The 26787-nt window shown below is 73.5% G+C and carries 26 protein-coding genes and 1 tRNA gene; 8 read left to right on the top strand and 19 right to left on the bottom strand.

Annotated features, from left to right (window positions below; genetic code table 11):
* Positions 1 to 165: 165 nt before the first annotated feature.
* On the top strand, positions 166 to 942 hold the full coding sequence (locus ABT263_RS12470) for a MerR family transcriptional regulator (protein WP_352290416.1): 777 nt from the start codon (positions 166 to 168) through the stop codon (positions 940 to 942).
* A gap of 61 nt (positions 943 to 1003) precedes the next feature.
* Here ABT263_RS12470 and ABT263_RS12475 read toward each other — a convergent pair whose 3' ends face one another.
* Positions 1004 to 2041 carry a helix-turn-helix domain-containing protein gene (locus ABT263_RS12475; protein WP_352290418.1) on the bottom strand — a complete coding sequence of 346 codons (1038 nt, stop codon included), beginning with the start codon at positions 2039 to 2041 and terminating at the stop codon, positions 1004 to 1006.
* Between the two features lie 243 nt (positions 2042 to 2284).
* Between ABT263_RS12475 and ABT263_RS12480 the strand changes: the two genes are divergently transcribed.
* Positions 2285 to 2992 (top strand): RNA polymerase sigma factor, encoded by a 708-nt coding sequence (locus ABT263_RS12480; RefSeq protein WP_352290420.1) that lies wholly within the window; start codon positions 2285 to 2287, stop codon positions 2990 to 2992.
* A complete protein-coding gene (locus tag ABT263_RS12485; RefSeq protein ID WP_352290422.1) occupies positions 2989 to 4407 on the top strand; it encodes a hypothetical protein in 1419 nt (472 codons plus the stop codon). The genes ABT263_RS12480 and ABT263_RS12485 overlap by 4 nt, the downstream gene beginning before the upstream one ends.
* A gap of 61 nt (positions 4408 to 4468) precedes the next feature.
* On the opposite strand, the gene ABT263_RS12490 is transcribed toward ABT263_RS12485, so the two are convergent.
* Together ABT263_RS12490 and ABT263_RS12495 are read right to left on the bottom strand one after the other, a co-directional pair.
* Positions 4469 to 5968: an aminopeptidase P family protein gene (locus tag ABT263_RS12490; RefSeq protein WP_329488678.1), complete on the bottom strand. Its 1500-nt coding sequence runs from the start codon at positions 5966 to 5968 to the stop codon at positions 4469 to 4471.
* A gap of 182 nt (positions 5969 to 6150) precedes the next feature.
* A complete protein-coding gene (locus ABT263_RS12495) occupies positions 6151 to 7653 on the bottom strand; it encodes a PP2C family protein-serine/threonine phosphatase (protein ID WP_329488677.1) in 1503 nt (500 codons plus the stop codon).
* A 590-nt stretch (positions 7654 to 8243) separates the two neighbouring features.
* Between ABT263_RS12495 and ABT263_RS12500 the strand changes: the two genes are divergently transcribed.
* Positions 8244 to 8882 carry a bifunctional DNA primase/polymerase gene (locus ABT263_RS12500; protein ID WP_329488676.1) on the top strand — a complete coding sequence of 213 codons (639 nt, stop codon included), beginning with the start codon at positions 8244 to 8246 and terminating at the stop codon, positions 8880 to 8882.
* Positions 8883 to 9197: 315 nt separating this feature from the next.
* Here ABT263_RS12500 and ABT263_RS12505 read toward each other — a convergent pair whose 3' ends face one another.
* The 4 genes from ABT263_RS12505 to ABT263_RS12520 all read right to left on the bottom strand — a co-directional run bounded on the left by ABT263_RS12505 (position 9198) and on the right by ABT263_RS12520 (position 13787).
* Positions 9198 to 10184, bottom strand: a complete 987-nt coding sequence (locus tag ABT263_RS12505; RefSeq protein ID WP_329488675.1) for a DUF5926 family protein — start codon at positions 10182 to 10184, stop codon at positions 9198 to 9200.
* Positions 10185 to 10359: 175 nt separating this feature from the next.
* Positions 10360 to 10800, bottom strand: coding sequence for a hypothetical protein (locus tag ABT263_RS38890; protein WP_380388214.1), 441 nt, complete (start codon positions 10798 to 10800; stop codon positions 10360 to 10362).
* A 542-nt stretch (positions 10801 to 11342) separates the two neighbouring features.
* Complete coding sequence (locus ABT263_RS12515; RefSeq protein ID WP_329488673.1) at positions 11343 to 12167, bottom strand: glycerophosphodiester phosphodiesterase family protein; 825 nt, start codon at positions 12165 to 12167, stop codon at positions 11343 to 11345.
* Positions 12168 to 12308: 141 nt separating this feature from the next.
* The gene (locus ABT263_RS12520) at positions 12309 to 13787 is read right to left on the bottom strand and encodes a purine-cytosine permease family protein (protein WP_352290426.1); all 1479 of its coding nucleotides are present in this window, start codon (positions 13785 to 13787) and stop codon (positions 12309 to 12311) included.
* A gap of 528 nt (positions 13788 to 14315) precedes the next feature.
* Here ABT263_RS12520 and ABT263_RS12525 point away from each other — a divergent pair.
* Both ABT263_RS12525 and ABT263_RS12530 read left to right on the top strand, forming a co-directional pair.
* Positions 14316 to 15887: a S1C family serine protease gene (locus ABT263_RS12525; protein WP_352290428.1), complete on the top strand. Its 1572-nt coding sequence runs from the start codon at positions 14316 to 14318 to the stop codon at positions 15885 to 15887.
* A gap of 59 nt (positions 15888 to 15946) precedes the next feature.
* Positions 15947 to 16034: transfer RNA gene (locus ABT263_RS12530), tRNA-Ser, on the top strand.
* A 138-nt stretch (positions 16035 to 16172) separates the two neighbouring features.
* Here the strand turns inward: ABT263_RS12530 and ABT263_RS12535 are convergent.
* The 12 genes from ABT263_RS12535 to ABT263_RS12590 all read right to left on the bottom strand — a co-directional run bounded on the left by ABT263_RS12535 (position 16173) and on the right by ABT263_RS12590 (position 24776).
* The gene (locus ABT263_RS12535) at positions 16173 to 17462 is read right to left on the bottom strand and encodes a tyrosine-type recombinase/integrase (RefSeq protein WP_352290430.1); all 1290 of its coding nucleotides are present in this window, start codon (positions 17460 to 17462) and stop codon (positions 16173 to 16175) included.
* A gap of 148 nt (positions 17463 to 17610) precedes the next feature.
* A complete protein-coding gene (locus ABT263_RS12540; RefSeq protein WP_352290431.1) occupies positions 17611 to 17805 on the bottom strand; it encodes a helix-turn-helix transcriptional regulator in 195 nt (64 codons plus the stop codon).
* Between the two features lie 256 nt (positions 17806 to 18061).
* Positions 18062 to 20044, bottom strand: a complete 1983-nt coding sequence (locus ABT263_RS12545; RefSeq protein WP_352290433.1) for a DUF3987 domain-containing protein — start codon at positions 20042 to 20044, stop codon at positions 18062 to 18064.
* A gap of 110 nt (positions 20045 to 20154) precedes the next feature.
* Positions 20155 to 21138, bottom strand: coding sequence for a hypothetical protein (locus ABT263_RS12550; RefSeq protein ID WP_352290435.1), 984 nt, complete (start codon positions 21136 to 21138; stop codon positions 20155 to 20157).
* A gap of 5 nt (positions 21139 to 21143) precedes the next feature.
* Positions 21144 to 21551: a hypothetical protein gene (locus ABT263_RS12555; protein WP_352290436.1), complete on the bottom strand. Its 408-nt coding sequence runs from the start codon at positions 21549 to 21551 to the stop codon at positions 21144 to 21146.
* A gap of 16 nt (positions 21552 to 21567) precedes the next feature.
* Positions 21568 to 21834, bottom strand: a complete 267-nt coding sequence (locus ABT263_RS12560) for a hypothetical protein (protein WP_352290438.1) — start codon at positions 21832 to 21834, stop codon at positions 21568 to 21570.
* Positions 21780 to 22658: a hypothetical protein gene (locus ABT263_RS12565; protein ID WP_352290440.1), complete on the bottom strand. Its 879-nt coding sequence runs from the start codon at positions 22656 to 22658 to the stop codon at positions 21780 to 21782. The genes ABT263_RS12560 and ABT263_RS12565 overlap by 55 nt, the downstream gene beginning before the upstream one ends.
* Positions 22659 to 22822: 164 nt before the next feature.
* Positions 22823 to 22993, bottom strand: a complete 171-nt coding sequence (locus ABT263_RS12570; RefSeq protein ID WP_352290442.1) for a hypothetical protein — start codon at positions 22991 to 22993, stop codon at positions 22823 to 22825.
* Complete coding sequence (locus tag ABT263_RS12575) at positions 22993 to 23235, bottom strand: hypothetical protein (RefSeq protein WP_352290443.1); 243 nt, start codon at positions 23233 to 23235, stop codon at positions 22993 to 22995. The genes ABT263_RS12570 and ABT263_RS12575 overlap by 1 nt, the downstream gene beginning before the upstream one ends.
* On the bottom strand, positions 23232 to 23408 hold the full coding sequence (locus ABT263_RS12580; protein ID WP_352290445.1) for a hypothetical protein: 177 nt from the start codon (positions 23406 to 23408) through the stop codon (positions 23232 to 23234). Before ABT263_RS12580 ends, ABT263_RS12575 begins: the two co-directional genes overlap by 4 nt.
* Positions 23405 to 24406 carry a DUF2637 domain-containing protein gene (locus tag ABT263_RS12585; RefSeq protein ID WP_352290447.1) on the bottom strand — a complete coding sequence of 334 codons (1002 nt, stop codon included), beginning with the start codon at positions 24404 to 24406 and terminating at the stop codon, positions 23405 to 23407. Before ABT263_RS12585 ends, ABT263_RS12580 begins: the two co-directional genes overlap by 4 nt.
* 91 nt (positions 24407 to 24497) lie before the next feature.
* Positions 24498 to 24776 carry a hypothetical protein gene (locus ABT263_RS12590; protein WP_352290449.1) on the bottom strand — a complete coding sequence of 93 codons (279 nt, stop codon included), beginning with the start codon at positions 24774 to 24776 and terminating at the stop codon, positions 24498 to 24500.
* Between the two features lie 427 nt (positions 24777 to 25203).
* On the opposite strand from ABT263_RS12590, the gene ABT263_RS12595 reads away from it, so the two are divergent.
* Together ABT263_RS12595 and ABT263_RS12600 are read left to right on the top strand one after the other, a co-directional pair.
* Positions 25204 to 26052, top strand: coding sequence for a GntR family transcriptional regulator (locus ABT263_RS12595; RefSeq protein WP_352290451.1), 849 nt, complete (start codon positions 25204 to 25206; stop codon positions 26050 to 26052).
* A complete protein-coding gene (locus ABT263_RS12600) occupies positions 26049 to 26747 on the top strand; it encodes an HAD family hydrolase (RefSeq protein ID WP_352290453.1) in 699 nt (232 codons plus the stop codon). The genes ABT263_RS12595 and ABT263_RS12600 overlap by 4 nt, the downstream gene beginning before the upstream one ends.
* The last annotated feature ends 40 nt before the right edge of the window (positions 26748 to 26787 follow it).

Consider the following 26787-nt stretch of genomic DNA (forward strand, 5'->3'; position numbering starts at 1 on the left):
GATCGCCGACCGGGACTCGCTCTACGCGTCCCCGATGCACCCGTACACCACCGCGCTGATGTCCGCGGCGCGGGCCGCCCCCGCGCCGCCGCGCCGGAAGACTGGGCTTGACCCTCACGCAACGGGAGGCGGGAGAGTCGTGGCCAACGAGAAGGGAGCGCCCGGATGAGCGGCGGCTACTCGGTCGGTGCCGTGGCGAAGATCGCCAAGGTCACCGTCCGCACCCTGCACCACTACGACGAGATCGGACTGCTCGCCCCGCAGGGGCGTACCCCGGCCGGCTACCGCCGGTACCAGGACACCGACCTCGACCGGCTGCAGCAGATCCTGTTCTACCGCGAACTCGGGTTCCCCCTGGAAGAGATCGCGGCCATCCTGGACGACCACTCGGTCAGCCCGAGCGAGCACCTGCGGCGCCAGCACCGACTGCTGACCGACCGCATCAGCCACCTCCAGGACCTGGCCGCGGCCGTCGAACACGCCATGGAGGCACAGAAGATGGGAATCCAGCTGACCCCGGAGGAGAAGTTCGAGGTCTTCGGCGAGTCCTACCGGGAGGAGTGGGAGGCCGAGGCCGAGCAGCGCTGGGGCGACACCGACGCCTGGGCGCAGTCCCAGCGCCGCACCGGTGGTTACGACAAGGGCGACTGGCAGCGGATCAAGGCCGAGACGGACGCGCTCAACGCCCGTCTGGTGGCGGCCTTCACCGCCGGCGAACCGGCCGACGGCGGTCCGGCCATGGACCTCGCCGAGGTGCACCGGCAGCACATCTGCGACAACTTCTACGACTGCACCTTCGAGATCCACCGCGGCATCGCCGGGATGTACGTCGCGGACCCGCGGTTCACCGCCACCTACGAGGAGCTCGCCCCGGGCCTCGCCCAGTGGCTGCACGACGCGATGCTCGCCAACGCGGCCTTCCGCACCGGAGAGCAGGCGTAGGGCCGCCGGCCCGGGCCGTGTCCTGGCCCGGGCCACGCTGGGCTCCGGGCCACGCCCGGCTTCAGGCCACGCCGCGTCCGAAGCCGCGCCGGTAGGCGGTCGGGGAGGTGCGCATCACCCGGCCGAAGTGGTGCCGGAAGGTCGCGGCACTCTCGAAGCCGACGGCGGTGGCGATCTCCTCCACCGACCCGTCCGGCGATTCGAGCAGCGGCAGGCTGGCCGCGACGCGCTGGCTGATCACCCAGCGCATCGGGCTGGTGCCGTTGCGGGCGGTGAAGTGCCGCAGGTACGAGCGGTCGGACATCCGGGCGGCCCGGGCCAGCAGGGAGATCGTCAGCGGGGCGGACAGGTGGTCCAGCGCCCACTGCATGGAACGGGCGATCCCGTCGTCCTCCTCGTCGACCGGCCGGACCGCCGCCTCGATGAACTGGGCCTGCCCGCCGTCCCGGTGCGGCGGCACCACGAAGCGGCGGGCCACGCTGTTGGCCACCTTGGCACCGTGGTCCCGGCGGACCAGGTGGAGGCAGAGGTCGATCCCGGCGGCGCTGCCCGCGCTGGTCAGGACGGAGCCGCTGTCCACGTACAGCACGTCCGGATTGACCCGGACCGACGGGTGGCGGCGCTGGAGCAGTTCGGCGTACCGCCAGTGGGTGGTGGCCTCGCGGCCGTCCAGCAGACCGGCGGCGGCCAGCGCGAAGGCGCCGGAGCAGATCGAGACGATCCGCGCACCGCGCTCGTGCGCCGTGCGCAGCGCGGCGACCAGCCCGGGGGAGACCTCGCCGCTGAAGGCGTTCGGGACCCCGGGGACCACCACGGTGTCGGCGGCGGCGAGGTCGTCCAGACCGTGGTGCGCCGTCAGCGAGAAGCCGCCGACCGACCGCAGCGCGGTGTCCGGCCGGTCGGCGCAGACCTTGAGCCCGTACCAGGGGGCGGCCAGCAGGCCGCTCAGCTCGGGCCGCGCCAGCCCGAACACCTCGACCACCACGCCGAGTTCGAACGGCGTCATGCCGTCGAAGGCGTACACCGCGACATCGTGCACCGGCGCCGGCCGCCGTCCGATCGCGACGGCCACCGGGCCGGTGGTCTGCTGGTCGGCCATGAGGTCCCCTCGGACTGGGCGGCGGTGGCGGGATGCGGGTGAGTGTAGCCGTTCCGGCCAGGTCGAAATCTTCTGCGAAGCCACCTGCAACCTCCGCCCTCCTCGCACGTCCATCACCAGTGGGGGGCGGGGTCCGCCGGCGGTCGAGGCGATGGCAGGATTCCCGCCGATCACGATCTTGATCATGTGTCATGACGGTCCGGTCCACGCCGGGAACCGTCCCTGGGGGAAAGCAGAACGCGGATGTCCATGGCCATCGGGCCGCTCGTGGGAGGCGGGAGGAGCGGCGGCTTCCTCCGCGCCGGGCTGGTCGGACTGCTCTTCGGCGCGCGGGAGGCGGGCGGGGCGGCGGCTCCCCGGGACGCCTCGTCGGACGGCGCCCCGTCGAGCTCCGAGCAGGAGGCGGTGCAGCGCCGGGCGGGGCTGCGGCTGCTGCGCGGCGGGCGCAAGCAGGAGGCGGAGGAACGCCCCACCCTGACCGGCCTCTACCACGCGCACCGGCTGGGCCTGGTGCGGATGGCCGTCCTGCTGGTCGACCACCAGGACCTCGCCGAGGATGTCGTGCAGGAGGCCTTCACCCAGCTCTACCAGCGCCACGGCGAGCAGCTGGACGACCTCGACAACGCCCTCGGCTACCTGCGCACCAGCGTGGTCAACGGCGCCCGCTCGATGCTGCGCCGCCGCAAGACCGCCCGCGAGTACGTCCCCCCGCACGAGGCCGACGCACCGTCGGCCGAGGACCACGCGGTACTCAACGACGAGCACCGGCGCGTCCTGGTCGCCCTGCAGGAGCTGACCTCCCGCCAGCGCGAGGTACTCGTCCTGCGCTACTGGTCGGACATGTCCGAAGCACAGATAGCGGAAACCCTGGGGCTCTCCCGGGGCGCTGTGAAGTCCACCGCCAGCCGGGCCTTGGACGCCTTGGAAAAGCATCTGGAGAAGGTTCGATGACCGACAAGCTTCCCCGCCGGACCGGCGGTGACGGTGACGGGCCGGACGACACCCCGATGGAACGGCTGCTCCGCGAGGCGATGAACGCCCGAGCGATGCAGATCACCGCACACGACCTGCGCCCGGCCGCACCGCCCAGTCGGCGGCTGCGCCGGCTCAAGCCGGTCTACCTGGCCGCCGTGCCGCTGTTCGGCCTGGCCGCCGCGATGGCGTTCGGCGTGCTCGGCTTCCGCGGCGACACGGTGGCCGACCGGGGCGATCCCGGCCCGGCGGCCACCGTCACGGCCTCCGCCAGCCCGAGCCCCAGCGCGGTCCCGACCGTCGAGCCGACCCCGTCCGAGAGCCCGACGGCGACGGCCACGACCACTTCGCCGACGGCCGGTCCGACGGGGGGCGGCACGACCGAGGCGCCGGTCGGGGTCCCGAGCACGACGGGAACCGCGACCACCAGCACGTCCCCGACGGCGCCCGCGACCCCGTACACGTTCCGCGGCGTGAAGCTGAGGATCCCCGAGGGCTGGCGGGCCGTCACGGAGGGCGCCCAGGGCATCCGGCTCTGCTTGCTGAGCCCGGGCGCCCCGGACGGCGCGGCCTTCAACGACTGCTCCCCGTACGGTGCGGAGCTCACGGTGTACGACGCGGAGCCCGTCACCTGGCCGTCGACGGGCGACCTCGACGCCTCCGGCGGCTGGGGCCACCAGCCCAACTGCCCGGTGTGGGGCAATCCGCATCCCGCGGACGGCCAGCTGAAGAGCGTCGGTCCGGCGAAGAGCACCGTCACCGTGGCCGGCCGCCCCGCGCGCAAGTCGCAGTGGCAGGTCACCTGCAACGCGAAGGACTCCTTCACGGCCCAGATGTGGGTCCTCCCGAAGGACCAGGTCTACGTGTCGGCGATCGGCCTCAAGGCCGACTACCAGAGCGGACTCCAGGCGATCGTCAACAGCCTGGACGTCAGCGGCCACACCTCGCCCTACGCGAACGACGTGAGCGCCTCGGTCACCGGTCTCACCGTCGGCCAGAAGGTGCCGAACGACGGGACCCCGGTCGAGTTCGCGGTCACCTTCAAGAACACCGGCAAGACGAACTACACCGCGACGAAGGCCGTGGTGTACGCGGACCCCTACCCGGGCGCGCCGCCCGGGGTGAAGCGGACCTCCACCCTGGACCGCCGGCAGGGGGGCGCCTGGAGCCCGATGGAGCTCTGGGGGCTCGACGCCTTCTCCGGCCTGGAGAGCGGTCTTCCGGTCTCCGTCGCCCCGGGGCAGAGCGTGACGGTGAACTACCGGCTGACGCTGACCCCCGACTACGGGCCGGGCACCCTTCCGCTGGTCATGCGGCTGGAGGTGCCGGACGGCGCGGGGAGCTTCCGGTTGGCCGGCGAAGGCACCCTCCAGATCCAGGTGGTCGCCAAGTAGCGCACGCGCCACGGGCCCGGCCCCCCACCGGGGAGCCGGGCCCGTGGCGTGCCGGTCGGGCTCAGGCCAGCGAGGCCATCCACGCCTCGACGTCCTCGGCGCGGCGGGGCAGGCCCGCCGAGAGGTTCTCGTTGCCGTCGGCGGTGACCAGGATGTCGTCCTCGATCCGGACGCCGATGCCCCGGTACTCCTCGGGCACGGTCAGGTCGTCCTGCTGGAAGTACAGGCCGGGCTCGACGGTGAGCACCATGCCGGGCACCAGCAGCGCGTCGACGTGCTCCTCGGTGCGGGAGTGCGCGCAGTCGTGGACGTCCAGGCCGAGCATGTGGCCGGTGCCGTGCAGCGTCCAGCGGCGCTGCAGGCCCAGCTCCAGCACCTTCTCCAGGTCGTACACCGAGGCGTCCAGCAGGCCCCAGGCGAGCAGGCGCTCGGCCAGCACGCGCTGCGAGGCGTCGTGGAAGTCACGGAACCGGGCGCCGGGCTTCACCGCCGCGATGCCGGCCTCCTGGGCGTCGTACACCGCCTGGTAGATCTTGCGCTGGAGCTCGTTGAACCGGCCGTCGATCGGCAGCGTGCGGGTCACGTCGGCGGTGTAGAGGCTGTGCGTCTCCACGCCGGCGTCCAGCAGCAGCAGCTCGCCCGGGCGGACCTCGCCGTCGTTGCGCACCCAGTGCAGGGTGGTCGCGTGCGGGCCGGCGGCGCAGATGGAGCCGTAGCCGACGTCGTTGCCCTCGACCCGGGCGCGGCGCCAGAAGGTGCCCTCGATCCAGCGCTCGGAGGTGGCGACGGCCTGGCCGAGCTCGCGCACCACGTCGGTGAAGCCGTTGACGGTGGCGGTGCAGGCGGCCCGCAGCTCGCCGATCTCCCACTCGTCCTTGACCAGTCGCAGGCCGCTCAGGAACTCCTTGAGCCCGGCGTCCTTGTCGGCGTCCAGCACCTCGGCGAGCGCGGACTCCAGGCCGGCGTCGTAGCCGCGCACGATCCGGGTCGGCACGGCGTCGGCCTTGGCGCGCCCGGCCAGCTCCTCGGCGGCCTTGCGGACGTCGCGGACCGGCAGGCCGAGCAGCTGCTCCTGCTCGGTGAGGCTGTGGCGGCGGCCGACCCACAGCTCGCCGTAGCCGTCCAGCCAGAACTCGCCGTTCTCGCGGTCGGAGCGCGGCAGCAGGTAGAGGCCGAAGTCGTGGCCGGCCGCGCCGGTGGGCTCGGCGACCAGCACCGCGTCCTCGGTCTGGTCACCGGTGAGGTGCACGTACTCGCTGGCGGCGCGGAAGTTGTAGTCGGTGTCGTTGGCCCGGACCCGCAGGGTGCCGGCCGGCACGACCAGGCGCTCGCCGGGGAAGGCGGCGGAGAGCCGGGCGCGGCGCTCGGCGGCGTACGGGGCCTGGGCGACCGGGGTGAGGCCGTGCAGCTCGGTGTCGGCCCAGCCGGACTTCATCGAGGCGGCGAGCTCGTCGGAGACCTCCGAGTACAGGCCGTTCTTGCGGCCCTTGAACTCCTGCGGCTCCTCGCCGCCGGCGGCCTCGGGGTTCTCGGCCACTGCCGGGGTGCGGTCCTCGGTCACGTACGTCGCCTCCTTGCGCGGGTGCCGCCCATGGGGGTCCCCCGGGCGAAGGGCCGGGGGGCGTCGGATCGCGACACACGTGGGCGGCCGTGCGTCCATGGTACGGACGCCCGGCCGCCCGGCCTCCGGCGGCCTCGGCCCGGGAAGCCCCGCCGCGGGGCCGCGGCCACGGGCGCGGCCGGCTACTCGAAGCGCGCGGCCAGCACCATCAGGTCGTCGGTGGCGGGCCCGGCCTCCCGGGTCGCGCAGACGGCCAGCAGGTGGGCGCAGAGCCGGTCCGGGTCGATCCGCACGTCGCGCGGGGCGTCGGCGGCGGCCCGGCGCAGGTTGGCCTGTCCGGCGTGCAGGGTCGGGCCGCAGCGGCGGGCCAGGCCCTCGGTGTAGAGCACCAGGGTGTCGCCGCGCCCGGCGGTCAGCTCGACGCCCGGCGCCTCCCAGCAGGAGAGCATGCCGAGCGGTGCGGAGAGCGAGGTCTCCACGAACTCGGCGCCCTGCCGGGTGACCAGCACCGGCGGGCAGTGCCCGGCCCCGGCCAGGGTGATCCGGCGCTCGTCCGGCTCGATCCAGGCGTAGAGGGCGGTGGCGCTGCGGGCCGGCTCGGTGGTCTTGAGCAGCAGCTCCAGGTCCCCCAGGACGGAGACCGGGTCCTCGCCCTCCAGGACGGCGTACGCCCGCAGCGCGGCCCGGACCCGGCCCATCGCGGCGGCCGCGCCGGGGGCGGAGCAGGGGCCGGCGCCCGGACCGTCGCCGGAGACGCTGCCGACGGTCAGGCCGACGGTGCCGTCCGGCAGCGGGATGGCGTCGTACCAGTCGCTGCCGGCCGAGCGGTCCAGCCCGGCCGGGACGAGCCGGGCGGCCAGCCGCAGGCCGGCGGGCTGCGGGAGGCGGTCCGGGAGCAGGCCGCGGCAGAGCGCCTCGGTGGTGCGCCGGACCCGGTCCGCTTCGAGTTCCTTGGCCAGCAGCGGGGCGGCGACGTCGCAGTACCGGCGGACGAGCTCGCACTGGCGCTCGGTGGGCTCGGCGGGCTCGTCGTAGAACCAGAGCACGGCGGCCAGCGGGCCGTCCTCCGCGGTGGCGAGCGGCAGCCCGTGGCAGCCGCCGAGGCGGAGGTGGCCGGCGAGCTCGCGCAGCCGGGCGCCGATCGCGGGGTCGGTGGCGAGGTCGCGCGACTGCAGCCGGTCGGGCCGGTCGTGCTCGCGCAGCAGCCGGGCGAGCGGGCTCTGCTCGGTGGGCACCGTCTCCAGCGCGCCGAGGCTGGCGCGGTCGAGCCCGTACCCGACCGGCTGGCTGGGGCCGCCGCCGGGCAGCGCGGTGACCAGCAGGGCGCGGTCGGCGCCGAGCAGCGCGGCGCCGGAGGCCAGCACGGCCTCCAGGGTGGCCGTCAGGCCGCGGGCGCGGGCCAGCCGCTCGGAGTGCTCGTGGAGGCTGGTGAAATCGGACAGCCGTCCGGCCAAACGGTCCTGCAGCCCGGCCGGGGGTGCCGGGCGGGCCTCCGGGGCGCCGGGCGGTTCGGTGCCGCCGGCCGGTTCGGTACGGGCCGGCGGCTCGTCGGCCGCGCAGCCCGGCTGCCCGGCCGGTCCGGCGGGGGGCGTGGGGAAGCCCGGATGGTCGAGCACCGAGAGCCCGCGGGGGCGACGGGGATCGCCCGGCTCGGAGGCTGTCGACGACGGGTGGGACTCAGTCATGCCGCCACTCCTGACGCGGTGGTACGTGTCATGCGGATCCCCCAGGTACGGCCGATGGGAGCGAGCACGGCCAAAGGGCGTGATTCGCCTCGATTCGCTACTACTCGTCATTGATCGACAGCAATGCCACCACTTCTACACAGGCCATTCGGGGCATGTCCAGATCCATGACGACGCGGGTGGCCGGTTCTCCGCCCCGCCGGGCCCGGCCGGGGCCCGCTCCGTTCGTGCGCGCCCCTGCCGGGCCCGCGGGCATGGAGCGCCGGAGAACGGGCAGAACGGTCAGGACGGCTCTCGCGGCCGTCCGGATCGTATGCTTTCGCCGCCCGTCGGCCGGGTCGGCCGGAAGTCACTCACTCGTACGGTGGAACCAACCGCGCCCGGGCGGCGTCCATCCGGTCGCATACGGGATTCTCGTTCCAAGGGCTGTTCGCATCGCGGCTCTTTCATGTCGTGCTCCACACCGTGCTCCATCCCCGCCACGCCGTCCGCCAAGCCCACCGGCCCGGAACGGGCCCGTGCGGCGTCTCCCCGGCCCCTGGCCGGCGGGGCCGGAGCGACCCGAGCGGTCACGGAAAGGAACGAGCGCCATGCGCGAGAACTCAAGGAGCCGGTCGACAGTCCGTTCCGTCCGGTTGGCCGCGGCCCTGGCCGCCGCCGTCGACCACCGCTGGCCGGTGGTGCCCGGCACGCTGCTGGTCGGCGGCCACTGTTCGTGCGGGGACGCGGACTGCTCCGTCCCCGGCGCCCACCCGCACGACCCGTCACTGCTGGCGGCCACCACCGACGCCCGGATGGTGCGGTGGTGGTGGGAGCGGCAGAGCCCGGACGCGCCGGTGCTCGCGGCGACCGGCGGGACCGTCTCGGCGGTCAGCCTGCCCGCGGCGGCCGGTGCCCGGGCGCTCGCCTACCTCGCCGCGCTGCGGCTCCCGCTCGGCCCGGTCCTGTCGATGCCCGGCCGCTACGCGATGCTCGTCGCCCCCTACTCACTGGAGGCGCTCGGCGAGATGCTCGCCCAACTTCCCTGGGTCCCGGGCTCGTTGCGCTACCACGGCTCGGGCGGCTTCCTGGCGCTGCCGCCGGGCGGCGGCTCGGGCGGCGGGGTGCGCTGGGTGCTGCCACCGCGTCCGGCGGCCGACGGCGGTGTGTGGCTGCCCGAGGTCGGGCCGCTGCTGGGGGAGTTGGTCGAGGCGACGGTCCAGCTGGACAGCGGGCGCTCGGCGTACTGACCGGGGCTTCCGCGCCTCGTCCGGCCCCTGTCGTTCGGCCCCGTGGCCGGTGCGGCGGGGGCCGGTGCGTCGGTCGCGGCCGGGCCGGCGGGCCGATCGGCCGGGGTACTGATCGGGCACGGTCCACCCGTCGGAGCGGGCCGGGGCCGGAAAACAAAAGATCCGGCCGCTGGCGACGGGGGATGCACCAGCGACCGGACTCTTTAGACAGTAACAAGGATCCGCGCCCGCGCCAATTTCCAAGAGCCCCTGCCCGCCCGGAAATTGCGGTACCGGCGGCCAATGTGACGCGTATCACCCGGATCCGAGTCCCCTTTAGTTCAAAGTGACCTGACGGTTCACCAGGTTGGCGCGGGCCCGCCGCTCCTCGCCGGTCAGCGGCGCCGGGTCGGCCAGCGTCGCGGCGAGCCGCTCGGCGAACTCCGCGGCCGGCTTCTCGCAGTCGGTGGCGGTCATGGCGAGCGGCAGGTCCCAGACCGGGACGGTCAGGCCGTGCGCACGGAAGGAGCCGACCAGCCGGGTGTCCGGGCCGAGCGAGGACAGGTCGGCGGCGGTGAGCCGGGCCAGCGCGTCCAGCAGCTCCTCCTCCGGCACGGTCATCACCCAGCGCAGGTGGTTCTTGTCCGGGGTGCCGCACCAGTACGCGGAGTCCACGCCGGTGAGCTTCTCGGTCGGGATCGCCGAGGCGTTGGCGCGCTCCAGGGAGGCGGCCACCTCGCCGGTGGCGGTCTCGGCGTCCTCCAGCCAGAACTCGAAGCCGGTGTGCACGGCGGGCGTGAACTCGGCCGTGGTGTCCAGCAGGTCCTGCAGGCGGCGGCCGCCCGGCACGGTCCGGCGGGCCGGGACGGGCGAGCCGGGCTCGGCGGCCAGCGCCAGCTCCAGGGCGTCCGCCAGGTCACGGCTCAGGTCGCCGGAGGCGGACTGGGTCTGCAGGCCGAGCAGGATCGAACCGTCCTGGCGGCGCAGCGCCGGCCAGGCCAGCGGCAGCACGGTGGCCAGGGTCACGGACGGGACGTCGCCATTGGCGGCCTCGGCCACCCCGGCGGCCAGCGTCAGCGGCACGGTCGCGGCCGGGACCAGCTCGCGCAGCGCCACCCAGTCGGCCTCGCCGGACAGCCCCTCGAACGGGCGGTGCACCAGCTCCTGCACGGCGTGCGAGGCCTCCCGGCCGTGGCAGGCCTTGTACCGGCGGCCCGAACCGCAGGGGCAGTTCTCGCGGGCCCCGACCACGGGGATCTCGCCCGTGACGGCGGTGGTGGACTGGCTGCGCTGCGGCGCCTTCTTGGCGGCCTTCTTGCCCATGGTGCGGCTCTCCCGGTGGCGGTTTCGGTGTGCTCCGGGCAGCCTACTGACGTTCCCCCGGCCCGTGGGCACGCGCCGGGGCGGGGAGCACCCCGTGGGGGCGACGCCCGGACCGCCGTGGGCGGCGCCCCGCGGAGGCCCCACCGGGCCCCGCTCCGACGGCCGCGGGCGACGCTCAGGCGCTGCGGGCGTCACCGCCGGTGCGCCGGGCGTGCCGGGCCCGGGCGGGCAGGGCGGCCCAGACCGTGACCTCGCCGGGCGCGTCGCGCACGCCCCAGTCGCTGGACAGCTGGTCGACGATGCTCAGCCCGCGGCCGCCGCGCGAGGTCAGCGACGGACTGGCGGGGGACGGCCGGGTCTGCGCGCCGCCGTCCGTCACCTCCAGGGTGAGGACCCCGTCCGCGTGCAGCTGCCAGCGGACCAGCACCCCGCCGTTGTCCTCGCCCTCGTCCGGGTGGGCCTGCGGCCGGGCCTGTCCCGCGTCCCGGCTCCTGGCGTGGACGGCCGGGCCGCCCGTCGCGGGAGCACCGGCCGGCCTGGCCGGCTCGGCCGGACCGGAGGGGACGCCGACGAGGATCTGGTCGACGATCTCGGCCCGGGCGCTGCGTCCGAGCACGGGCAGCAGGCCGAGCGGCCGTGCGTAACGACATGCATTGCTCAGCAGTTCGGAAAGGATCAGAACAGCATCATCGATGACCGGTTCCGGTATCTCCCGATCACGTAGATCTCGACGCAGTCGGCGCCGTGCGACCCCGACACTCGATGGGCCGTGCGGCACTGCCATGGTCGATGAAGTCGGCACTTCACGCGCCACCATCAACGCCACCCCCGGACCTCCTTCAGCGTATGCCGAGGGATGGATGCCCCTTGGTAATGGGTCGGAAACGACCGTACGGCGATCCCGCGCGGACATTTCAAGCCGGGCGACACACGGTGCGCTGCAGGTGATTCCCCGCTCACCCTCTGTCGTGAGAACGCGTGATTTCCGTCAGAAAACGGCGGATGAAGGTTTGAGCCCTACCCAAGCGATCGCGGTCCGCCGGGGCGGAAGTGCCGGGTGATTCCGGAGCGGGGCGCGCGGCCACCGGGGCTCAGGGGGCCGGAAATACCCGGAGAAACCCGTGGGGCGCGAGGAACGGCGTTCCGCGGCGGACCGGTTCAGCGACCGAGCTGGGCCAGGACCTCCGCCGGGCGGTTGGTGATGATCCCCGAGACCCCGAGCTCCAGGCAGAGCTCGACGTCGGCCGGCTCGTCCACGGTCCAGACGTGCACCTGGTGGCCGAGCTCCCGCAGCCGGGTCACCAACCGGGGCCGGGCCCGCACCAGGTCGATGCCCGGGCCGGCGATCCGGGCCCCGCCGGGCAGCGAGGCGCCCGGGCGCAGCCGGCCCTGCAGGGGCAGCGTCCGCTCGAACAGGAAGACCCGCGGGTACTCCGGCGCGGCGGCGGCCACCCTGGTCAGCGCCAGCGAGGAGAAGCTCATGATCCGGGCCTGCGGGCGGTCGCCCTCCGGCGCCCCGCCGATCTTGAACCGGTCGAGCATCCGCAGCAGCTCGGACTCCACCCGGCCCCGGAAACGGACCGGGTGCTTGGTCTCGATCGCCAGGTCCACCGGCCGCCCGCAGTCGGTGACCAGCTCCAGCAGGCTCTCCAGCCGCAGGACGCCGCGCAGGTCCGGGTCCGCGCTCGGCTCGCCCGTCTTCCAGGCGCCGAAGTCGTGCGCCTCCAGCTCGGCCAGCGTCATCGAGGAGACCGTGCCGCGGCCGTCCGAGACCCGGCCGATCCGGCGGTCGTGCACGCAGACCAGATGACCGTCGGCCGTCACCCGGACGTCGCACTCGACCGCGTCCGCGCCCTCGTCGAGCGCCCGGCGGTAGGCCGCGAGCGTGTGCTCGGGCAGGGCGTGCGAGGAACCGCGGTGGGCGATCACCTGGACGGGCCGCGCGGTGCGCGCCGCCGCCGGGGAGAGGTCAGGGCTGGTCACGCCGTCCACGATAGGCGGCGGAAGTGACACCCGGGCGAAGACGGCCCCAACCTGCGGGGCCGTCTGCGCCCGCGCGCCTCGTCGTCCGGCCCTCCCGGCGCGCTGCCGCGGGCCCGGGTCGGGCCTCGGGCCTCTCGGGCGTCAGGCGGCGGGGGTCCGGCGGGTGAGCGGGGTGAGCGCCCAGGTGACCAGGGCCGGCACCAGGAAGCCGAACAGGGACGCCGAGGTCCACTCCTGGGGCGTGAAGTGCAGGGCCTCCTGCACGGAGGTCCAGAAGTCCGTCCACCAGCCGGCGATCGCGGTCGGCGCGATCAGCTGGTAGACGGCGAAGCCGAGCGCCCAGGGCAGCAGCATCAGCCAGCGGGACGGGGCGTCGGCGGCGAGGTTCCAGCCGCGCCGGCCGGCGCCGAGGAAGTAGTCGACCGCCAGCACCGCGAACATCGGCACGAACACCGAGCCGATCAGACCGAGGAAGGCGTAGTAGGAGTCGGTGAACTCGGTGATCTGCAGCGCCAGCACGGTGATCAGCAGGCCGGTGGCGCCGGTCAGCGCCCGGCGGTCCACCTTCGGCAGCAGGTTGTGGACCGACATCGCGGTCGAGTAGACGTTGGCGAAGGACTGGTCGGTCTCGCGCAGCACCAGCACCAGCAGGAAGAACCAGCCGGCCCAGACGCCCAGGAACGAGTCGAAGATCCGGGAGGCGTCGCCGTCGGCCTGCAGCAGCGCGAACAGGCCGAGCACGTAGCACCAGACCTGGGCGACGGTGTAGCCGGAGAAGCTGCCCCAGAACGCGGAGCGGGCGGTGCGGGAGTGCCGGGTGTAGTCGGCGGCCAGCGGGACGAAGGAGATCGACACCGCGATCATCGCGTCGGTGGCCCGGAGGAAGCCGTGCCAGTTGCCCGCGCCCGGGTCGGACACGCCGCCCCGGCCGAGCTGGACGGTGAAGTAGACCATCGCCACCGCGACCGCCGCCGCGACGAAGCGGCGCAGCACCGCGATCGCGCCGAGCGGCCAGATGGTCAGCGCGGTGGTCACCGCGCCCGCCAGGACGACGAAGAGCCAGCGGTAGCCGTCGGTGTGCGCCACCGTCTGCGCGCCCATCGCGATGACCAGCAGCTCGTACACGCCCCAGCCGACGCACTGGACGATGTTCAGCACCGTCGGCACGTAGGAGAGCTTCGTCCCGAACAGTCCGCGCAGGTTGGCCATCGCCGGCGCGCCGGTCCGGGCCCCGATCAGCGCGGCCACGCCGAGCATCGCGGTGCCGACCACGGTGCCGACCACGATCGCGGTGACGGCGGCGGCCAGCGACAGCTCGCTGCCGGGTGCGCCGAGCACGGTGGCGGCGGTGGTGAAGCCGATCAGGCTGACGCCGAGGTTCATCCAGAGCGCGAAGTGGTCCCGGAAGCGGAGCGTGCGCGGCGGCTCGGTGTCGAGGACGAACGGGGCCTCGACCCGGTCCGCCCGGTCCGGACGGTCCGGACGGTCCAGGACGGCGGTGCCCGCGCCGGTGGAACCGGCCGCCCCGCCGGTGGCGTCGCAGGGATCGGTCGCGGACGATTCGGGGAAACCCTTGGACGCGGGCGCGCCCGAAGAAGAGGATGGCGAAGCAGGCGGCATGGCCGATACTCCCTACGCCGGCATTACCCGGACAGGTTCCGGCGGTCTGCGCCCCCTCGACGGTCCGTCCACGGAGCTCGTGGCGTACGGTCGACCGGCGCACTCTCAGCCTGGTGGGTCCAAGCTCCCGCGTGTCAGTTTGGAGCGACAGGCTAACCGGCGCGGGAGTGAACGCCAAGGCCAGGCGTCCGGCGGTCCGCATCGCGGGACGCCGCGGGGCGGCCTCGCACGGGGTGCCGGGGGGCCGCCGCGGGGGCCTGCGTGGGGGCCGTTGTCGGGCCGGGCTAAGGATTCTTATGACTTCTTCAGAGGGGTCCTTACGGCAATCGAATCGAGTGTGCGAAAAACTATGGTTGTTGGTCCTGTCAGCTATGGAGGTCGTCCGTGAGCACCGAGCGCGAGGTTGGGCCCACCGGGCCACAGGGGGAGCAGCCCTCCGACGGCCAGGGGGTAGTGGGTCCCGCTCCTGACGGTCGGGCGCAGGTGGCGCCCGGTCCCGTCCAGGCGGCGCCCGAGGCGGACCGGACCGTGACGGACACCGCCGCCGGGGCCGCTCCGGCCGCGCCCGCGTCCGGCGGGTTCACGCCGACGCTGGCGTTCAGCAAGGTCGGCGCCCCGGACCCGGCGCCCGCCGTGCCCGCCGAGCCGGTGGCGGCTCCGGCCGCCGAGGCCGGGTACATCGACGCACCTCCGCCCGTCCTGCCGCCGGCCCCGGCCGCGCCGGCCGCCCCGGTGGCCGCGCCGGTCACCAACCCGTACGCCACACCGGGCGCCCCGGTCGCGGCGGCGTCCCACGACCCGTACGGCGCTCCGGCCGCGCCGGCGCCGCACCACCCGTTCGGCGCCGGCCAGCCGCTCGGCGGCTGGGGCGGCCACGAGGCCCCGCCCGGTGGCCCCGCCGCCCCCGGCGGCCCGGGCTACCCCGGCGGGCCGCTCGGCTACCCGGCCGAGTACCCCGGCACCCCCGGGCCCGGCGGCCCGCGCAAGAAGCGCGGCGGCCTGATCGCGCTGATCGCCGCCGTCGCCCTGGTCGCCGGTGTGGCGGGCGGGGCGCTCGGCGTCGCCGTCGCGGACCGCAACGACAACGGCATCAGCGCCGCGGACGACCACCGGAGCACCACCGTCCAGGCCAGCACCCAGAAGAACGAGCCCGCCCCCGGCTCGGTGGCCGGCATCGCGCAGAAGGCGCTGCCCAGCGTCGTCACCATCAAGGCGCAGGGCAACGGCGAGTCCGGCACCGGTACCGGTTTCGTCTTCGACACCGAGGGCCACATCCTCACCAACAACCACGTCGTCGCGCCCGCCTCCAACGGCGGCAAACTGACCGTCAAGTTCGCCGACGGCACCTCCTACAGCGCCTCGGTACTCGGTCGCGCCGAGGGCTACGACGTCGCCGTGGTGAAGCTCGACAACCCGCCCAAGGACAAGCTGACGCCGCTTCCGCTGGCCGACTCCGACAAGGTCAACGTCGGTGACTCCACGATCGCCATCGGCGCGCCGTACGGCCTGGAGTCCACCGTCACCACCGGCATCATCAGCGCCAAGGACCGCCCGGTCGCCTCCGGCGACGAGACCGGCGCGCAGTCCTCGTACATGAACGCGCTGCAGACCGACGCCTCCATCAACCCCGGCAACTCCGGCGGCCCGCTGCTGGACGCCGGCGGCGCGGTGATGGGCATCAACTCGGCGATCCAGTCCAACGCCTCGGCCAACGGCCGGGCCGGCAGCATCGGCCTGGGCTTCGCCATCCCGATCAACCAGGCCAAGTGGGTCGCCGAGACCCTGATCAAGACCGGCAAGCCCGTCTACGCCAAGCTGGACGTCCTGCGCAACGACGACTACAAGGGCGACGGCGCGCAGATCCAGACCCGCGACATCCAGGGCACCCCGGCCGTCACCCCCGGCGGCGCCGCCGACAAGGCCGGCCTCAAGCCCGGCGACGTCATCACCAAGCTCGGCGGCAGCCCGATCGAGAACGGCCCGGCCCTGGTCAGCAAGATCTGGACGCACAAGCCCGGCGAGACCGTCGACGTCGAGTACACCCGCAACGGCCAGACCAGCACCACCAAGGTCACCCTCGCCGAGCGCGTGGGCGACTGACCCCCACCCCGAAACCGGTGCACCGAACCCCGCCGGACCCGTTAGGCTGACCTCCGCCTGGAGAGCTGCCCGAGCGGCCTAAGGGAACAGTCTTGAAAACTGTCGTGCGGTGACCCCGTACCGTGGGTTCGAATCCCACGCTCTCCGCTGGTGGCGGAAGCCCAGATCAGGGCGGGTATCGGCTACATGCCGATACCCGCTCTTTTCGATCCCGTCCCGGGCTGTCCCACCCGGATGCCCCTCCGGACCACCCTGTGTGGAACGCCTGTGGAACGGATTCGGGCCCTACGCGGCAGGCTCCTCGCCGTCGAGGAACCGCTCGATCAGGCCATTCGCGCGCTCCTGCCGCCCGTTGATGACCTTCGCGTAGAACCGCAGCAAGACCGCCACGCTGTGCCCCGCCCGCCGGGCCACCTCGGTCTGGTCGACGCCGGCCGCCAGCCACCCCGAGACGGCGGTGTGGCGGCAGGAGTACGGCACCTCGGCGAGCTTGGTCCTCAGCTCCTTCGGGGTGAGGGCGATCTCCCGGGCCCGCTTCCAGACGGCCGCGGTCTCCTTGGTCAGCAGCCGCCCGCCCCGCGCCGCCCGGAACAGCCGGCCGTCCGGCGCCACCCCGTAAGCGTCGACGTGCTCGCGGATCAACTGGACCAGCACGGGCGGGATCGGCACCTCCCGGGTGGCGTTCCGGGCCCGCCGCTTGAGGCCGCGCTCCTCGTGCGACTGGCCGTCGTTCGTCCAGCGCGACCCGACCCGGGGCGAGCTGCTGCCGAGCACCAGCTCGCCCCACCCGCTCTCCGGCAGGGTGCAGTCGACCAGCCGCAGGTTCGTCGCCTCCGCCGGCCGGGTGGCGGCGTACAGGATGCACCCGTAGAACGCCCGAAGGTGCCGCCCCCGGGCCGAGATCTGCCCGGCGGCGTCCAGTAGCGCACGGCCCTGCGCCGGGCTGGGCACCCACCGGAAGTCGATCTCGTCGCTCGTGGCCGGCGGCGTCCAGTCGACGAACTGGAGCGGGTTGCTGGGCAGCCGCCGACGCTCGACCGCGTACCGCAGGGCGTTGTTGAACACCATCCGCTTCCGGGTGAGCGTGGTGTCCGCAGCGACGCTCCCGTCCATCAGCCGGGCGATGGCGTCCAGTCCGCGGCGGACGTTCTCGGAGTCGTCCAACTGGTCCAGGGAGATCGACTTCTTGGTCACCCAGGCCAGGGCCGAGGTGATCTCCTCGGGTGGCTCGGCGAGGTGCTCGGAGAAGTTGAACGCCCAGCAGGAGAGCGCACGGCGGAGCACCTTGCGGTCCGGCCTGCCGCGGCGATCCGTCACCAGCGCCTCGGTGAGAGTGGCCAGGGCATCCGCCCGGGTGGCGCGGTTCTTCGCCGACGAGCGGGTCCACTTCGCCTCGGCGTACTCCTTGGCGTGGGCGAACCACGACACCTGGTTCAGCTTCCGGAACTCGGACGCGGGCAGTCCGGTCTCGGTCTCGAACTGCTCGCCCTTCCGCATGGCGGTCAGCAGTTCAGCCCGCCGGCCGTCGGCGAGCGGGAAGGTGGCGAAGGTCGCGGAGTGGGGGTTCTTCCCCACGCGCCAGCGGAGTTGGTGCGGCCGTCGACCGCGTCCGAGATCGCGGATGGCGTGGATCTGGACGTCGTAGGAGAGCAATGGGGCTCCAGAAAGAGAGCAGCCCCCGGCCGAGTCGGCCGGGGGCTGCGAGGGAAGGGCGGGGCGCGGGTCAGGCGGCGGCGTTCTGCTCCTGCACGGCCCACCAGGCGTCGAGGTCGCTGCGGCGGACGCGGATCTGGTGGTTGGGGAGCTTGATGAGCTTCGGGGCCTTCCCGCGGGCGACCATGCGGTAGAAGGCGGAGCGGGACATCTCCAGCTCTTCGAGGACGGCGGCGAGCTTGAGCTTCGGGTCCTGCGTGGCCATGGCGGCGACTCCATCGGCGGGTGCGAATGGTGGTTGCGGAGTGTTACCGGCCCTCTCGCGGGCGGAGGCGGAGGGCGGAAAGTGTCAGGGATGTCAGGGAAAATCACTGACCTGCGGCTTTGGCCCCTGGCAGGGCGTCAGGGATTGTCAGGGATGTCAGGGAAATTCGGCGTTTCCCTGACATCCCTGACGTGCCCTGACAGGCCGTCCGGCGGTGTTTCGGCTGGTCAGGGATTTCCCCTGACATCCCTGACGGTTACGGGGCTTCGGCCCCGTCCGTGGGGGTGCTCACGGCCGGGTGGACACGGAACGTGATGGCCGGGGCCCGGCCGCGCTGACCGCTGGCGGGCGGCTGGTCGGTGCGGAGCCACCCGTGCTGTTCGAGCAGAGCGAGGGCCGGTTCGACGTCGGCGACCTTCTTGAAGCGGCGGCTGCTGGCGACGGCGTCGTGGGCCTTGATGTGGGTGCGGTGGGTGCCGTCCTTCTTCGGGCGCCGGAGCCACTGGAGGAGGGCGTGGGCGTCCTCGGTGGCCGGGTCGGCGGCGATGAGGTCGAACACGGCGAGGGTGTGCGCGGTGTAGTACTCGGCGATCTCGGCGGCCCGGTCGACGGTGGCGGCCTGGAGGGGCGCGCGCCAGTCGCCGCTGACGTTGTCAGCGAGGTGGAGCAGGACGGCGATGCGGGCGATGTGGCCGACGAGCTTGCCTGCCCAGTCCTTGATGTGGGCGAGTGGCTCGTCCGGGCGGAGCTGGACCTCGAACTTCTCCTGCAACTTCTCCACCGCGAGGTCGGCGGCCTCGGTCATGGTGACGGTGACCGGCTCGTCGAGGGCGGTGAGCGTGTGCAGGAGCGAGGTGAGGCGCAGGTCGTAGGCGGCGGCCACCTGCTCCGGGACAGGGGTGGTGCGGATCTTGCGGTAGCCGAGGTTGGACGGGGGCAGGGAGTAGAGGAAGCGGGCGAGCAGGCCGCGGTCGCGGGCGCCGGGGGCGGCGCCGAGTTCCTGGAGGACGGCGGGCTGCGGGGTGACGCCGATGGTGAGGGCGGGCTTGTCGACGGTGGGCTGTTCGCGGGTGATGCGGTCGGCCTGGAGGCGCTCGCCCTTGTGGGCCTGGAGGAAGACGCCGAGGTTGGGTTTGCTGCTGTAGCGGCCGACGATGCTGTCGAACAGGTCGCCCTCGGGGGAGAGCGCGGCCAGGCAGCGGTGGACGCCGAGCTGGTGGGTGACGGTCTCGGGGGTGATGTCCCCGGACAGGGTGAGGCGCGGGCTGGGCGGGACCACGATCTCGTCGGCGAGCATCCGGGCGCCGGCGATCTCGGCGACCAGGTGGGCGCGGTCGAGGTCGGGGTTCTTGCGGGCCTTGGCCATCAGCGCGTCGACCTCGGCGAGCGCGGTCTCCTTGGCGGTCTCGGCCTCGATGATCCGGGCCCGGGCGTTCGTGCGCAGTTCGTCCTCGACGCGGTAGATCGGCGCGGTCATGAACGCGAAGACGTCGGACTTGCGGCTGGCCGGGGGCATCGCGCACACGAGGTAGAGGTTGGACTGCTCGCGCCAGCCGGGCCGGATTTCCACGCCGACTCGCCCGCCGGCCGCGGTGGAGAGGGCGGCGAGGGCCATGGTGGCGGCCATGTCGGGCGGGGTCTGGGTGAACTCCGCCACCGCGTCGACGTAGGCGCCGACCCACTTCGGGAGGGCGTGGACGGGGAAGGTGGGCAGGGTGCCGTGTGAACCGAGCGGGACGGGGTCGAGCCAGGTCTCGCCGGTGGCGAGGTCGGCGAGCGCGGCCAGGGCGGCGGCGCGCACGTCGTCCAGGTCGGCCTGGCCGTCGCCGGCCATGTGGGCGAGGCGGCTGGTGGCGGTGTTGATCCGGCGGCGTTCGGCGGCGGCCCGCACGATCTCGGCGTAGTAGTCGCCGTTCGCCGCGGTCGGGGTCGCCTCGACGCAGGCATGCAGGTAGCCGGGGCCGCCGATCCGGCCGAGGTCGCCCTGCGCGCGCAGGACACCGGTCAGCAGCAGCGGGTCCACCGGCCGCTCGCCGTCCGCCATGCGGGTGATGGCCCGCCAGATCGTCTCGTGCGCGGGGTGGTAGAACACGCCCGGGTCGCCGAGCTGGGCGGCCAGCGCCGGGATCTGGACGGGGTCGAGCAGGGCTGCGCCGATGACGGCCTGTTCGGCGGCCTTGATCTCGGCGGGTTCGGGCCGGAACGGGATCACGTTCGGGTGGGTGGGCTGGGTGCTCAACGCGGCTTCTTTCGTGCGGAGCGGGAGGCCCGCGCCCGGGCGGTGCCGGGCGCGGGCCGAAGAGGAGGGCGGCGGGTCCGGTGCCCGAGGCGGGCTGGGGCCAGGTCCGTTCAGGCGGCGGTGCTGCGGCCGACGATGATCGTCCGCGCCGGGTTGTCGGGGTCGGTCTGCATGACGAACCCCTCTCGGGTGGACCACTCCCGGGTGTTGTTGGCGTTGGCGTTGGCACTCTGACCTGGGCCAACGTTGGCAACAGCGGGGGTCTCGGAGGGGGAGGGGAGCGGGGGGACGTCCTGGTGGTGGACGCCGGGCCCGTTGCCGTCCGGGGTGCGGACCCCCTCGCGGACCGGGACGCCGGCCTGCGAGAGGAGCGCGCGGACAGCCTTGGTGGAGCCCGTCCAGGAGGGGTGTGCGGCACCCAGATCGGCGGCCAGCCGGGTCAGCAGGACGGAGCAGCCGGAGGCCGTCAGGGAGGCGGTCAGGGAGTGGGTCTCGACGGGGGTCGGGACGGTCGCCCGGGGGGCCTCGACGGGGTCCTCCTCGGCGGGCTCCTCCTCGACCGCGGGCACCGCCTGCTCCTGGTCCTCCTCGCCCTCGGCCGGGGCGGCCTTCCTATGGGCGGGGGCGTGGATGAGCGCGGCGATCCACCAGACCCCGAGGAGGAGGCCGATGCCGGGCTGGATCCAGGGGCGGGCGAGGGACCAGATCAGCGGGCCGCCGACGATCAGCAGCAGGGCCGCGGCGCCGGCGGTGTCGCCGAGTTTGGTCCGCTGTTCCTTGCGGGCGGCCTTGGCCTGCTCCAGCTCGATCTGGCGGGCCGTGACCTCGGCGGCTTCCCGGGCCTGGAGCATCGCGGCGCGCTTGACCGGGTCCGCCTCCGCCATGAGCTTGTGGGTGAACGCGGCCTCGGCGGCTTCGGCGGCCTGGGCGGTGATCTCGTCGCGTTTGGCCCTGAGTGCGGCGGCCTCGGCCCGGCGCTCGCGCTGGGGGGCCGTGAGCTTGCGGAGGAGGACGGGCGTGCCGGCGGCGAGTCCGGTGACCGGGTAGAGCAGGGTGGGGATCAGCCTCTCGGTGGGGAAGATCTTCTCGGTCATGGCGGTCAGCCGATGAACGAGGTGAGCACGCCGCTGAGGATGCTGGCCGGTAGGGCCCAGAGTCCGCCGGCGGCGGCGAACAGGGACGGCGCGATCGCGCCGCACAACGCGTCCTTCCACGGCTTCGGCTTGAGCCCGAACACCGCGATCGTCAGGACGGCGGCGGTCGCGCCGGTCTGCCACTCCCCCAGGGCGGCGTTGCCCTGGAAGGAGCTGCTCAGCTGCTGGCCGATGCCCGCCAACTGCTGGAACGCGGTGCCCGCGTTGGCCGACAGCAGGCCGATCCCGAACGCCCAGTAGGGGACGTGCTCGTCGGCGACGTTGATCCTGTTCTTGCCGCGCACGCCGACGTACAGGTACATCGTGGTGACGGTGGCGGCGCCGCCCGTGCCGAGGGCGATGAGGCTGCTCATGGGGTGTCTCCTTCGATCAGTGGAGGGGGAGGGCGGCGAGGAGGCGGTCGAGGCCGGCGGCCACGGCCAGGCCGGAAGCGACCGGGACACGCAGGGCGACGAGGGTGATCAGCGGGAAGGGGCCGGTGACCTCGGAGACGCGTTGGCGGCCCCGGTCGCGGACCTGGAGGTCCAGGGCCCACCCGAAAGCGGCGACCAGCAGGCCGACGAAGGGCCCGCCCGGGGCGATCAGCGGCACCAGGCCGGTCGCCCAGCCGCCGGTGGCGCTGATCGCGGTGAGCACGCACCAGCGGCGGAAGCGCCGGACGCGGTCGGACGGGCCAGCGGTGCGGGCGGCGCGGCGGCGCTGGCGGCGGGCCCGGGTGCGGGCCTCGCGCCGGTCGGCGAGCAGCTGCTCGCGGTGGCGGCGGGTGCGCTGCTCGGGGGTCTCCCCGGCGGCGGCCAGGGCGGCGTCCTCCGGGCGCGGGCCCGCTGCCGGTCCAGCTCGTGTTCGGCCCGGCGTCGGGCGGTCCGCTCCTCGGGGGTCTCGCCGATCCGATCGGCGAGCAGATCGACCATGCCGACCAGGTCGTCACGGCGGTGGCCGGGTGCGAGGACCTGCTCGACGCGGTGGCGCTCGGCCCGCTGCTCGGTGCTCTCACCGGCGGCGGCGAACTGGCTGTCCCGCACAGCGCGCTGAGCGGCGACGACGGCCTCGTACTGGACCTGCTCGCGGGCGTGGCGCTGGGCCTCGGTCTCGGTCATCAGCTGGGTGACCTGCTGCCCGACCTGCTCGGCGATGTGGGGCACCTGCTGGGTGAGGATCTGGCCGACGGGAGCCCAGAACGCCTGCGCGGCGGCCTCGAAGGACAGCCGTCCGGCGGGCTGGTCGCCGCCGAGCGGGACGGGGGTGTGCACGACGGGCCCGGACTTGCGCCACCACTCGTCGACCACCGGCCCGGTGCCGGCCGCAGCGGCGGGCGGGCTCTGGGGCGGGACCGTCGGCATCGGCGGCGCGGAGGGCATCGGCGGAACGTGCGGGGCGGGGGCAGGAGGGGCGAGGGTGACGAGTCTCTGCAGGACGTCGGCGAGGTCGTCGTCCCAGTCGCCGTTGTGCGGGGTGGTCATCGGTTCGACCCCCGGCGGATCAGCTCGCGCACGGCGACGCCGGCGATCGCGGCGTCGAGGAGCACGAGGAACAGGCTCAGCAGGTAGCCCATGGAAACTCCCAGGTCGGAGAGGATGCGCGCCCCGCACACCGGGGGTGTGCGGGGCGCGCGTCGGGGAGTGGGTCAGGAGGAGCGCCACCAGGCGCGGGGGGACTCGGCGCGGTGCCAGGCGGTGGTGGACCGGCTGGTGCGGTGGGAGTCGATCTGGCGCTGCCCGGCCCGGTCCGCCTCACGGCCGGCCTTCGCGCGCCGCTGCTGGCCGGACTCGGGCGGCTTCGGGTCGCGGCCGAACATCAGTCGGTCCTCCGTCCGATGCGGCCGACGAGGACGAACGGCTGGCCGTCGACCACGCACATCGCGGTGAACTCGCCGGGGCAGGCGCCGCCGCTCCGGGCGTCGGTGACGACCAGGCGCGAGCACCACGGCTCGCGGATCAGACCGCTGACCACGTCCAGCGGTACCGGGTCGGCGACGCGGTAGGCGACGCCGTCGCGGCGGACGGTGCCGACCAGCGGCAGGGAAGTGATCGCCTTCACCTCTTCTCACCCTCCCAGGCAGCCTTCGCGGTGAGGAAGACACGGTGGATCGGGTCGCCGACCGGGCACGGCCGCCCGTCCCGGCACAGCTCGCACGTGGCGGTGTGCTCCGTGGCGGCCCGGAAGGCGGCCATGTAGGTGATGAACTGAGGGTCGGACACGGACTCGGTCACGATGCCTGCTCCTCGGCGGTCGTGGCGGGGACGGCGTGCAGGGCGGGCCGGACGGCGGGGTGCTCCTTGTAGCGGGCGGCGATCCAGCCGACGGACCAGCCGGTCAGCTCCACCGCCTGACGCTGCGGCAACCCGGCCTCGACAGCGGCCCTGACCACCTCGCGGGCCCGCTCCTCCGGCATCCGCTCGGCGGCCGGACCGGCGGACAGCAACTCGGCGCGGGCCCGCTCGGCGGCCTCCCGCTCACGGCGCTCACGCTCGGCCCGAGCGGCGTGCTCACGGCGCTCACGCTCGCTCGCCTCCCGCTCACAACGCTCACGCTCGGCCCGCTCGGCGGCCTCCCGCCGGGCCTGCTCCTCGCGCGCCGCGGCCTCCCGGCGGGCGCTCTCCTCGCGCCGGTCGCGGGCCATGCCCGCATCGTGCTCACGCTGCTCACGGGCGAGGCGGGCTTCGTGCTCACGGCGCTCACGCTCGCCCCGCTCGGCGGCCTCGAAGCGCTCCATGCGCTCGGCCCGCTCCTCCCGGCGCCGGGCCTCCGCCCGCTGCTCGCGCAGCTCACGCTCGGCCCGCTCAGCGGACTCACGGGCAGCCAGCGCGGCGCCGATCGCCCGCCGGTAGGCCAGCGACGTCTCCGCCGTGACGATCAGCAGCAGCGGCGCCACCGAGTGGACCGCCACCCCGACCGGATCCCGGTCCAGGGCGGACAGACCTACGTTGAGCAGGACCGTCATGAGGCCGGTCATCCAGCGCAGGACCACCGGCCAGTGCCCGCCGTCGCCGTTCAGGCGGGCGAGCGTGGCGTCCATCCGCACCACGATCACCACCGCCGCGTCGACCACGAGCGGCAGGATCGGCGCCGTCCACTCCCAGCCCTTCGGGGTGTGGCCGGCCATGAGCGGGGTCACCGTGAGCACGCTGTAGAGGACCGCGCCGAACGTGATCGCCCACGTCCCGACGGACAGTGCCCGCTCGGCGGAGCGGATCTGCGCGGGGTTCATCGCCGTCTTCATCGAGGCCCCCGACCCGGTCGCGGTGAGCGGCCGGTGAGCGCGCTCACGGCAGCCGTGAGCGCGGCGAACTCGTTGGCGTTCACGCCGCCACCCGGACGGTGCTCGCGATGCAGCGGACGGCGACCGGGCGCCGCAACGGCACCGGCGCCGACCGCAGCAGGCGCGCGGCGTAGGCCGCCAGCTCCGGGTCCTCCCGGCGCAAGTCCGCCAGCATCGAGTGCGCCGCGTCCATCCGGGCCGCGCGCTCGATCTCGCCCTCACCGGCGACCCCGGCGAACAACTGCTCGTCCACGCCGAGCGCCAACTCGGTGAACTCGTCTTCGTCCGCGGCCGTCTGGCCCGCAATAATCAGCCTCATGGGCCTACCTCTTCTCTGGGGTGTGGGCCCGCGGGGGGTCGCCGCGCTCCGGCCAAGGAAGGCGCGGCGGCCCCGTTCTCACAGGCCCGGCCAACGTTGATCAACAGCACTGGCCGTCCCGGTTGCCCAGGACGGCCAGCAGGTCTGCGCCCTTGAAGGCGGGCGCGGCCTTTTTGATCTAGGTCTCCGATCTGACAAGGCGCCGGGATGCCTCGGCCCGATCTGTCCCGGACCCCTTCGCCCTGGGCACGGCGGAAAGCCGGCCATTTACGGGCGCATTCGTGCAGGTCAGAGCAGCCCAAAGAAGGCCCCTCCGTGTCACTCCTGTCTCACTCGGTGCGACACTCACAACATAGAGAACCTGCCTAGGCAGGTCAAGAGAGTTGGGTTTCTCGCGCCTGTTGGGCACCTGCCCTAGCATTGGCCCATGGCCTTGGACCCGGACGACTCGCGCCCCCCGTATCAGCAGGTCGGCAGCTCTCTGCGGGCCTCGATCCTCACCAAGAAGCCGGGCTTCGAGACCGGCGACAAGCTCCCCTCAGGCCCCGAGCTGGCGAAGCACTTCGGCGTGGCGCGCGGCACGGTGGACAAGGCGCTAGACCTGCTCCGCACCGAGGGGCTGATCGTGACGCGGCAGGGGAGCGGGTCCTTCGTCCGGGAGCGGACCTCTCGGCCGGTCGGGCTGCGGCCTCACCTCGAGGCCGCCTTCGAGCAGCAGCAGGTGACCCTCGACTTCGCCGGGTTCTCCAGCGAGACGCTGCACAACGCGTTGCAGGAGCCGCTCGACAAGGTCCGCTCCGGCCGGCTGGCCCCTGAGTCCATCACGGTCCGCCTGCTGCTGCCGGACACCACCGCGCCCATGGCCGTGCCGGTGCTCGTCGACGGGCTCCAGGACGAGGCCGCCCTCCGGCAGCGCGCACGCCACATCGCCCTGACGAACGCCGGCGGCATCGCGCACTCGGTAGAGATGCTGGCCGAGCTCGGCCTCGTCCAGAAGGCCAGCGTTCAGGTCAAGGTGCACCGGGCGTCCAGCCTGTTCAAGCTCTACATCCTGAACCGGCAGGAGGCGTTCTTCGGCTTCTACCCGCTCCGCGAGCGCACCGTAGCGATCGACGACACCGACCACACCTTCTACGACGTCACCGGCAAGGACACCACGCTGTTCCACCATGCCGCCGGCCCGGACGACGCCTCGCTCGGATCGCAGTACGTCCAGCAGGCCCAGATGTGGTTCGACAGCGTGTGGAGCACGATCGCCTACGAGCGGCAGCCATGACCGCCACCTCTCAGCAACTCGCCGACGTGCTGCGGCCGGTGAAGCACGTGCTCCTCGACTTCGACGGCCCGGTGTGCTCGGTCTTCGCTGGCCTCCCTGCCCCGGAGGTCGCACGGCGACTCCGTGAGGGCCTGCTCGCCACCGGCGCGCAGCCCCCGGCCGGGGCAGAGGGGCAGGGCGACCCGCTGGCCCTGCTCCGCCTGGTCTCGGATGCGCGCCCCGATCTCACGGAGATCGCGGACGCCGCGCTGGCCGAGCTGGAGACCGAAGCCGTCCGAGTTGCCCGCCCAACCCCGGGCGGAGAATCGGTTCTCCATGCGTGTGCCCGCTCTGGCCGCCTGATTTCAGTGGTCAGCAACAACGCGGGCGCGGCCATTGAGGCGTACCTTGCCGAGCACGGCCTCCGCGACTATGTGGTGGGCATCTTCGGCCGCGCCCCCGGTGACCCCTCATCTATGAAGCCGAACCCGAGACTCCTGCTCGAAGCCATTGAGACCGTAGGCGCAGGGCAGGAGCACTGTGTCTTCATTGGCGACGCTGCCCGAGACGTGGAAGCAGGGAACGCGGCTGGCGTTCCCACTATCGGTTACGCAAACAAGCCAGGAAAGAACCTCAAGCTCGCTACTGCTGGAGCAGTCGCCGTGGTGGAGTCAATGTATTTCGTGGCAGAAGCTCTTATCGAGAGCAGGAGTTAAGAGACCGGGCGGCCTGTGGTAGCTCTTCATTCTAAACTAA

The organism is Kitasatospora sp. NPDC001603 (genome assembly GCF_040298365.1).
GTDB lineage: Bacteria > Actinomycetota > Actinomycetes > Streptomycetales > Streptomycetaceae > Kitasatospora.

Bases quoted from the DNA above. Each gene is read 5' to 3' on its own strand.
- ABT263_RS12470 (WP_352290416.1), top strand. From the start codon at position 166: ATGAGCGGCGGCTACTCGGTCGGTGCCGTGGCGAAGATCGCCAAGGTC.
- ABT263_RS12475 (WP_352290418.1), bottom strand. From the start codon at position 2,041: ATGGCCGACCAGCAGACCACCGGCCCGGTGGCCGTCGCGATCGGACGG.
- ABT263_RS12480 (WP_352290420.1), top strand. From the start codon at position 2,285: ATGTCCATGGCCATCGGGCCGCTCGTGGGAGGCGGGAGGAGCGGCGGC.
- ABT263_RS12485 (WP_352290422.1), top strand. From the start codon at position 2,989: ATGACCGACAAGCTTCCCCGCCGGACCGGCGGTGACGGTGACGGGCCG.
- ABT263_RS12495 (WP_329488677.1), bottom strand. From the start codon at position 7,653: ATGACTGAGTCCCACCCGTCGTCGACAGCCTCCGAGCCGGGCGATCCC.
- ABT263_RS12500 (WP_329488676.1), top strand. From the start codon at position 8,244: ATGCGCGAGAACTCAAGGAGCCGGTCGACAGTCCGTTCCGTCCGGTTG.
- ABT263_RS12505 (WP_329488675.1), bottom strand. From the start codon at position 10,184: ATGGGCAAGAAGGCCGCCAAGAAGGCGCCGCAGCGCAGCCAGTCCACC.
- ABT263_RS12520 (WP_352290426.1), bottom strand. From the start codon at position 13,787: ATGCCGCCTGCTTCGCCATCCTCTTCTTCGGGCGCGCCCGCGTCCAAG.
- ABT263_RS12540 (WP_352290431.1), bottom strand. From the start codon at position 17,805: ATGGCCACGCAGGACCCGAAGCTCAAGCTCGCCGCCGTCCTCGAAGAG.
- ABT263_RS12550 (WP_352290435.1), bottom strand. From the start codon at position 21,138: ATGACCGAGAAGATCTTCCCCACCGAGAGGCTGATCCCCACCCTGCTC.
- ABT263_RS12555 (WP_352290436.1), bottom strand. From the start codon at position 21,551: ATGAGCAGCCTCATCGCCCTCGGCACGGGCGGCGCCGCCACCGTCACC.
- ABT263_RS12565 (WP_352290440.1), bottom strand. From the start codon at position 22,658: ATGACCACCCCGCACAACGGCGACTGGGACGACGACCTCGCCGACGTC.
- ABT263_RS12570 (WP_352290442.1), bottom strand. From the start codon at position 22,993: ATGTTCGGCCGCGACCCGAAGCCGCCCGAGTCCGGCCAGCAGCGGCGC.
- ABT263_RS12585 (WP_352290447.1), bottom strand. From the start codon at position 24,406: ATGAACCCCGCGCAGATCCGCTCCGCCGAGCGGGCACTGTCCGTCGGG.
- ABT263_RS12590 (WP_352290449.1), bottom strand. From the start codon at position 24,776: ATGAGGCTGATTATTGCGGGCCAGACGGCCGCGGACGAAGACGAGTTC.
- ABT263_RS12595 (WP_352290451.1), top strand. From the start codon at position 25,204: ATGGCCTTGGACCCGGACGACTCGCGCCCCCCGTATCAGCAGGTCGGC.
- ABT263_RS12600 (WP_352290453.1), top strand. From the start codon at position 26,049: ATGACCGCCACCTCTCAGCAACTCGCCGACGTGCTGCGGCCGGTGAAG.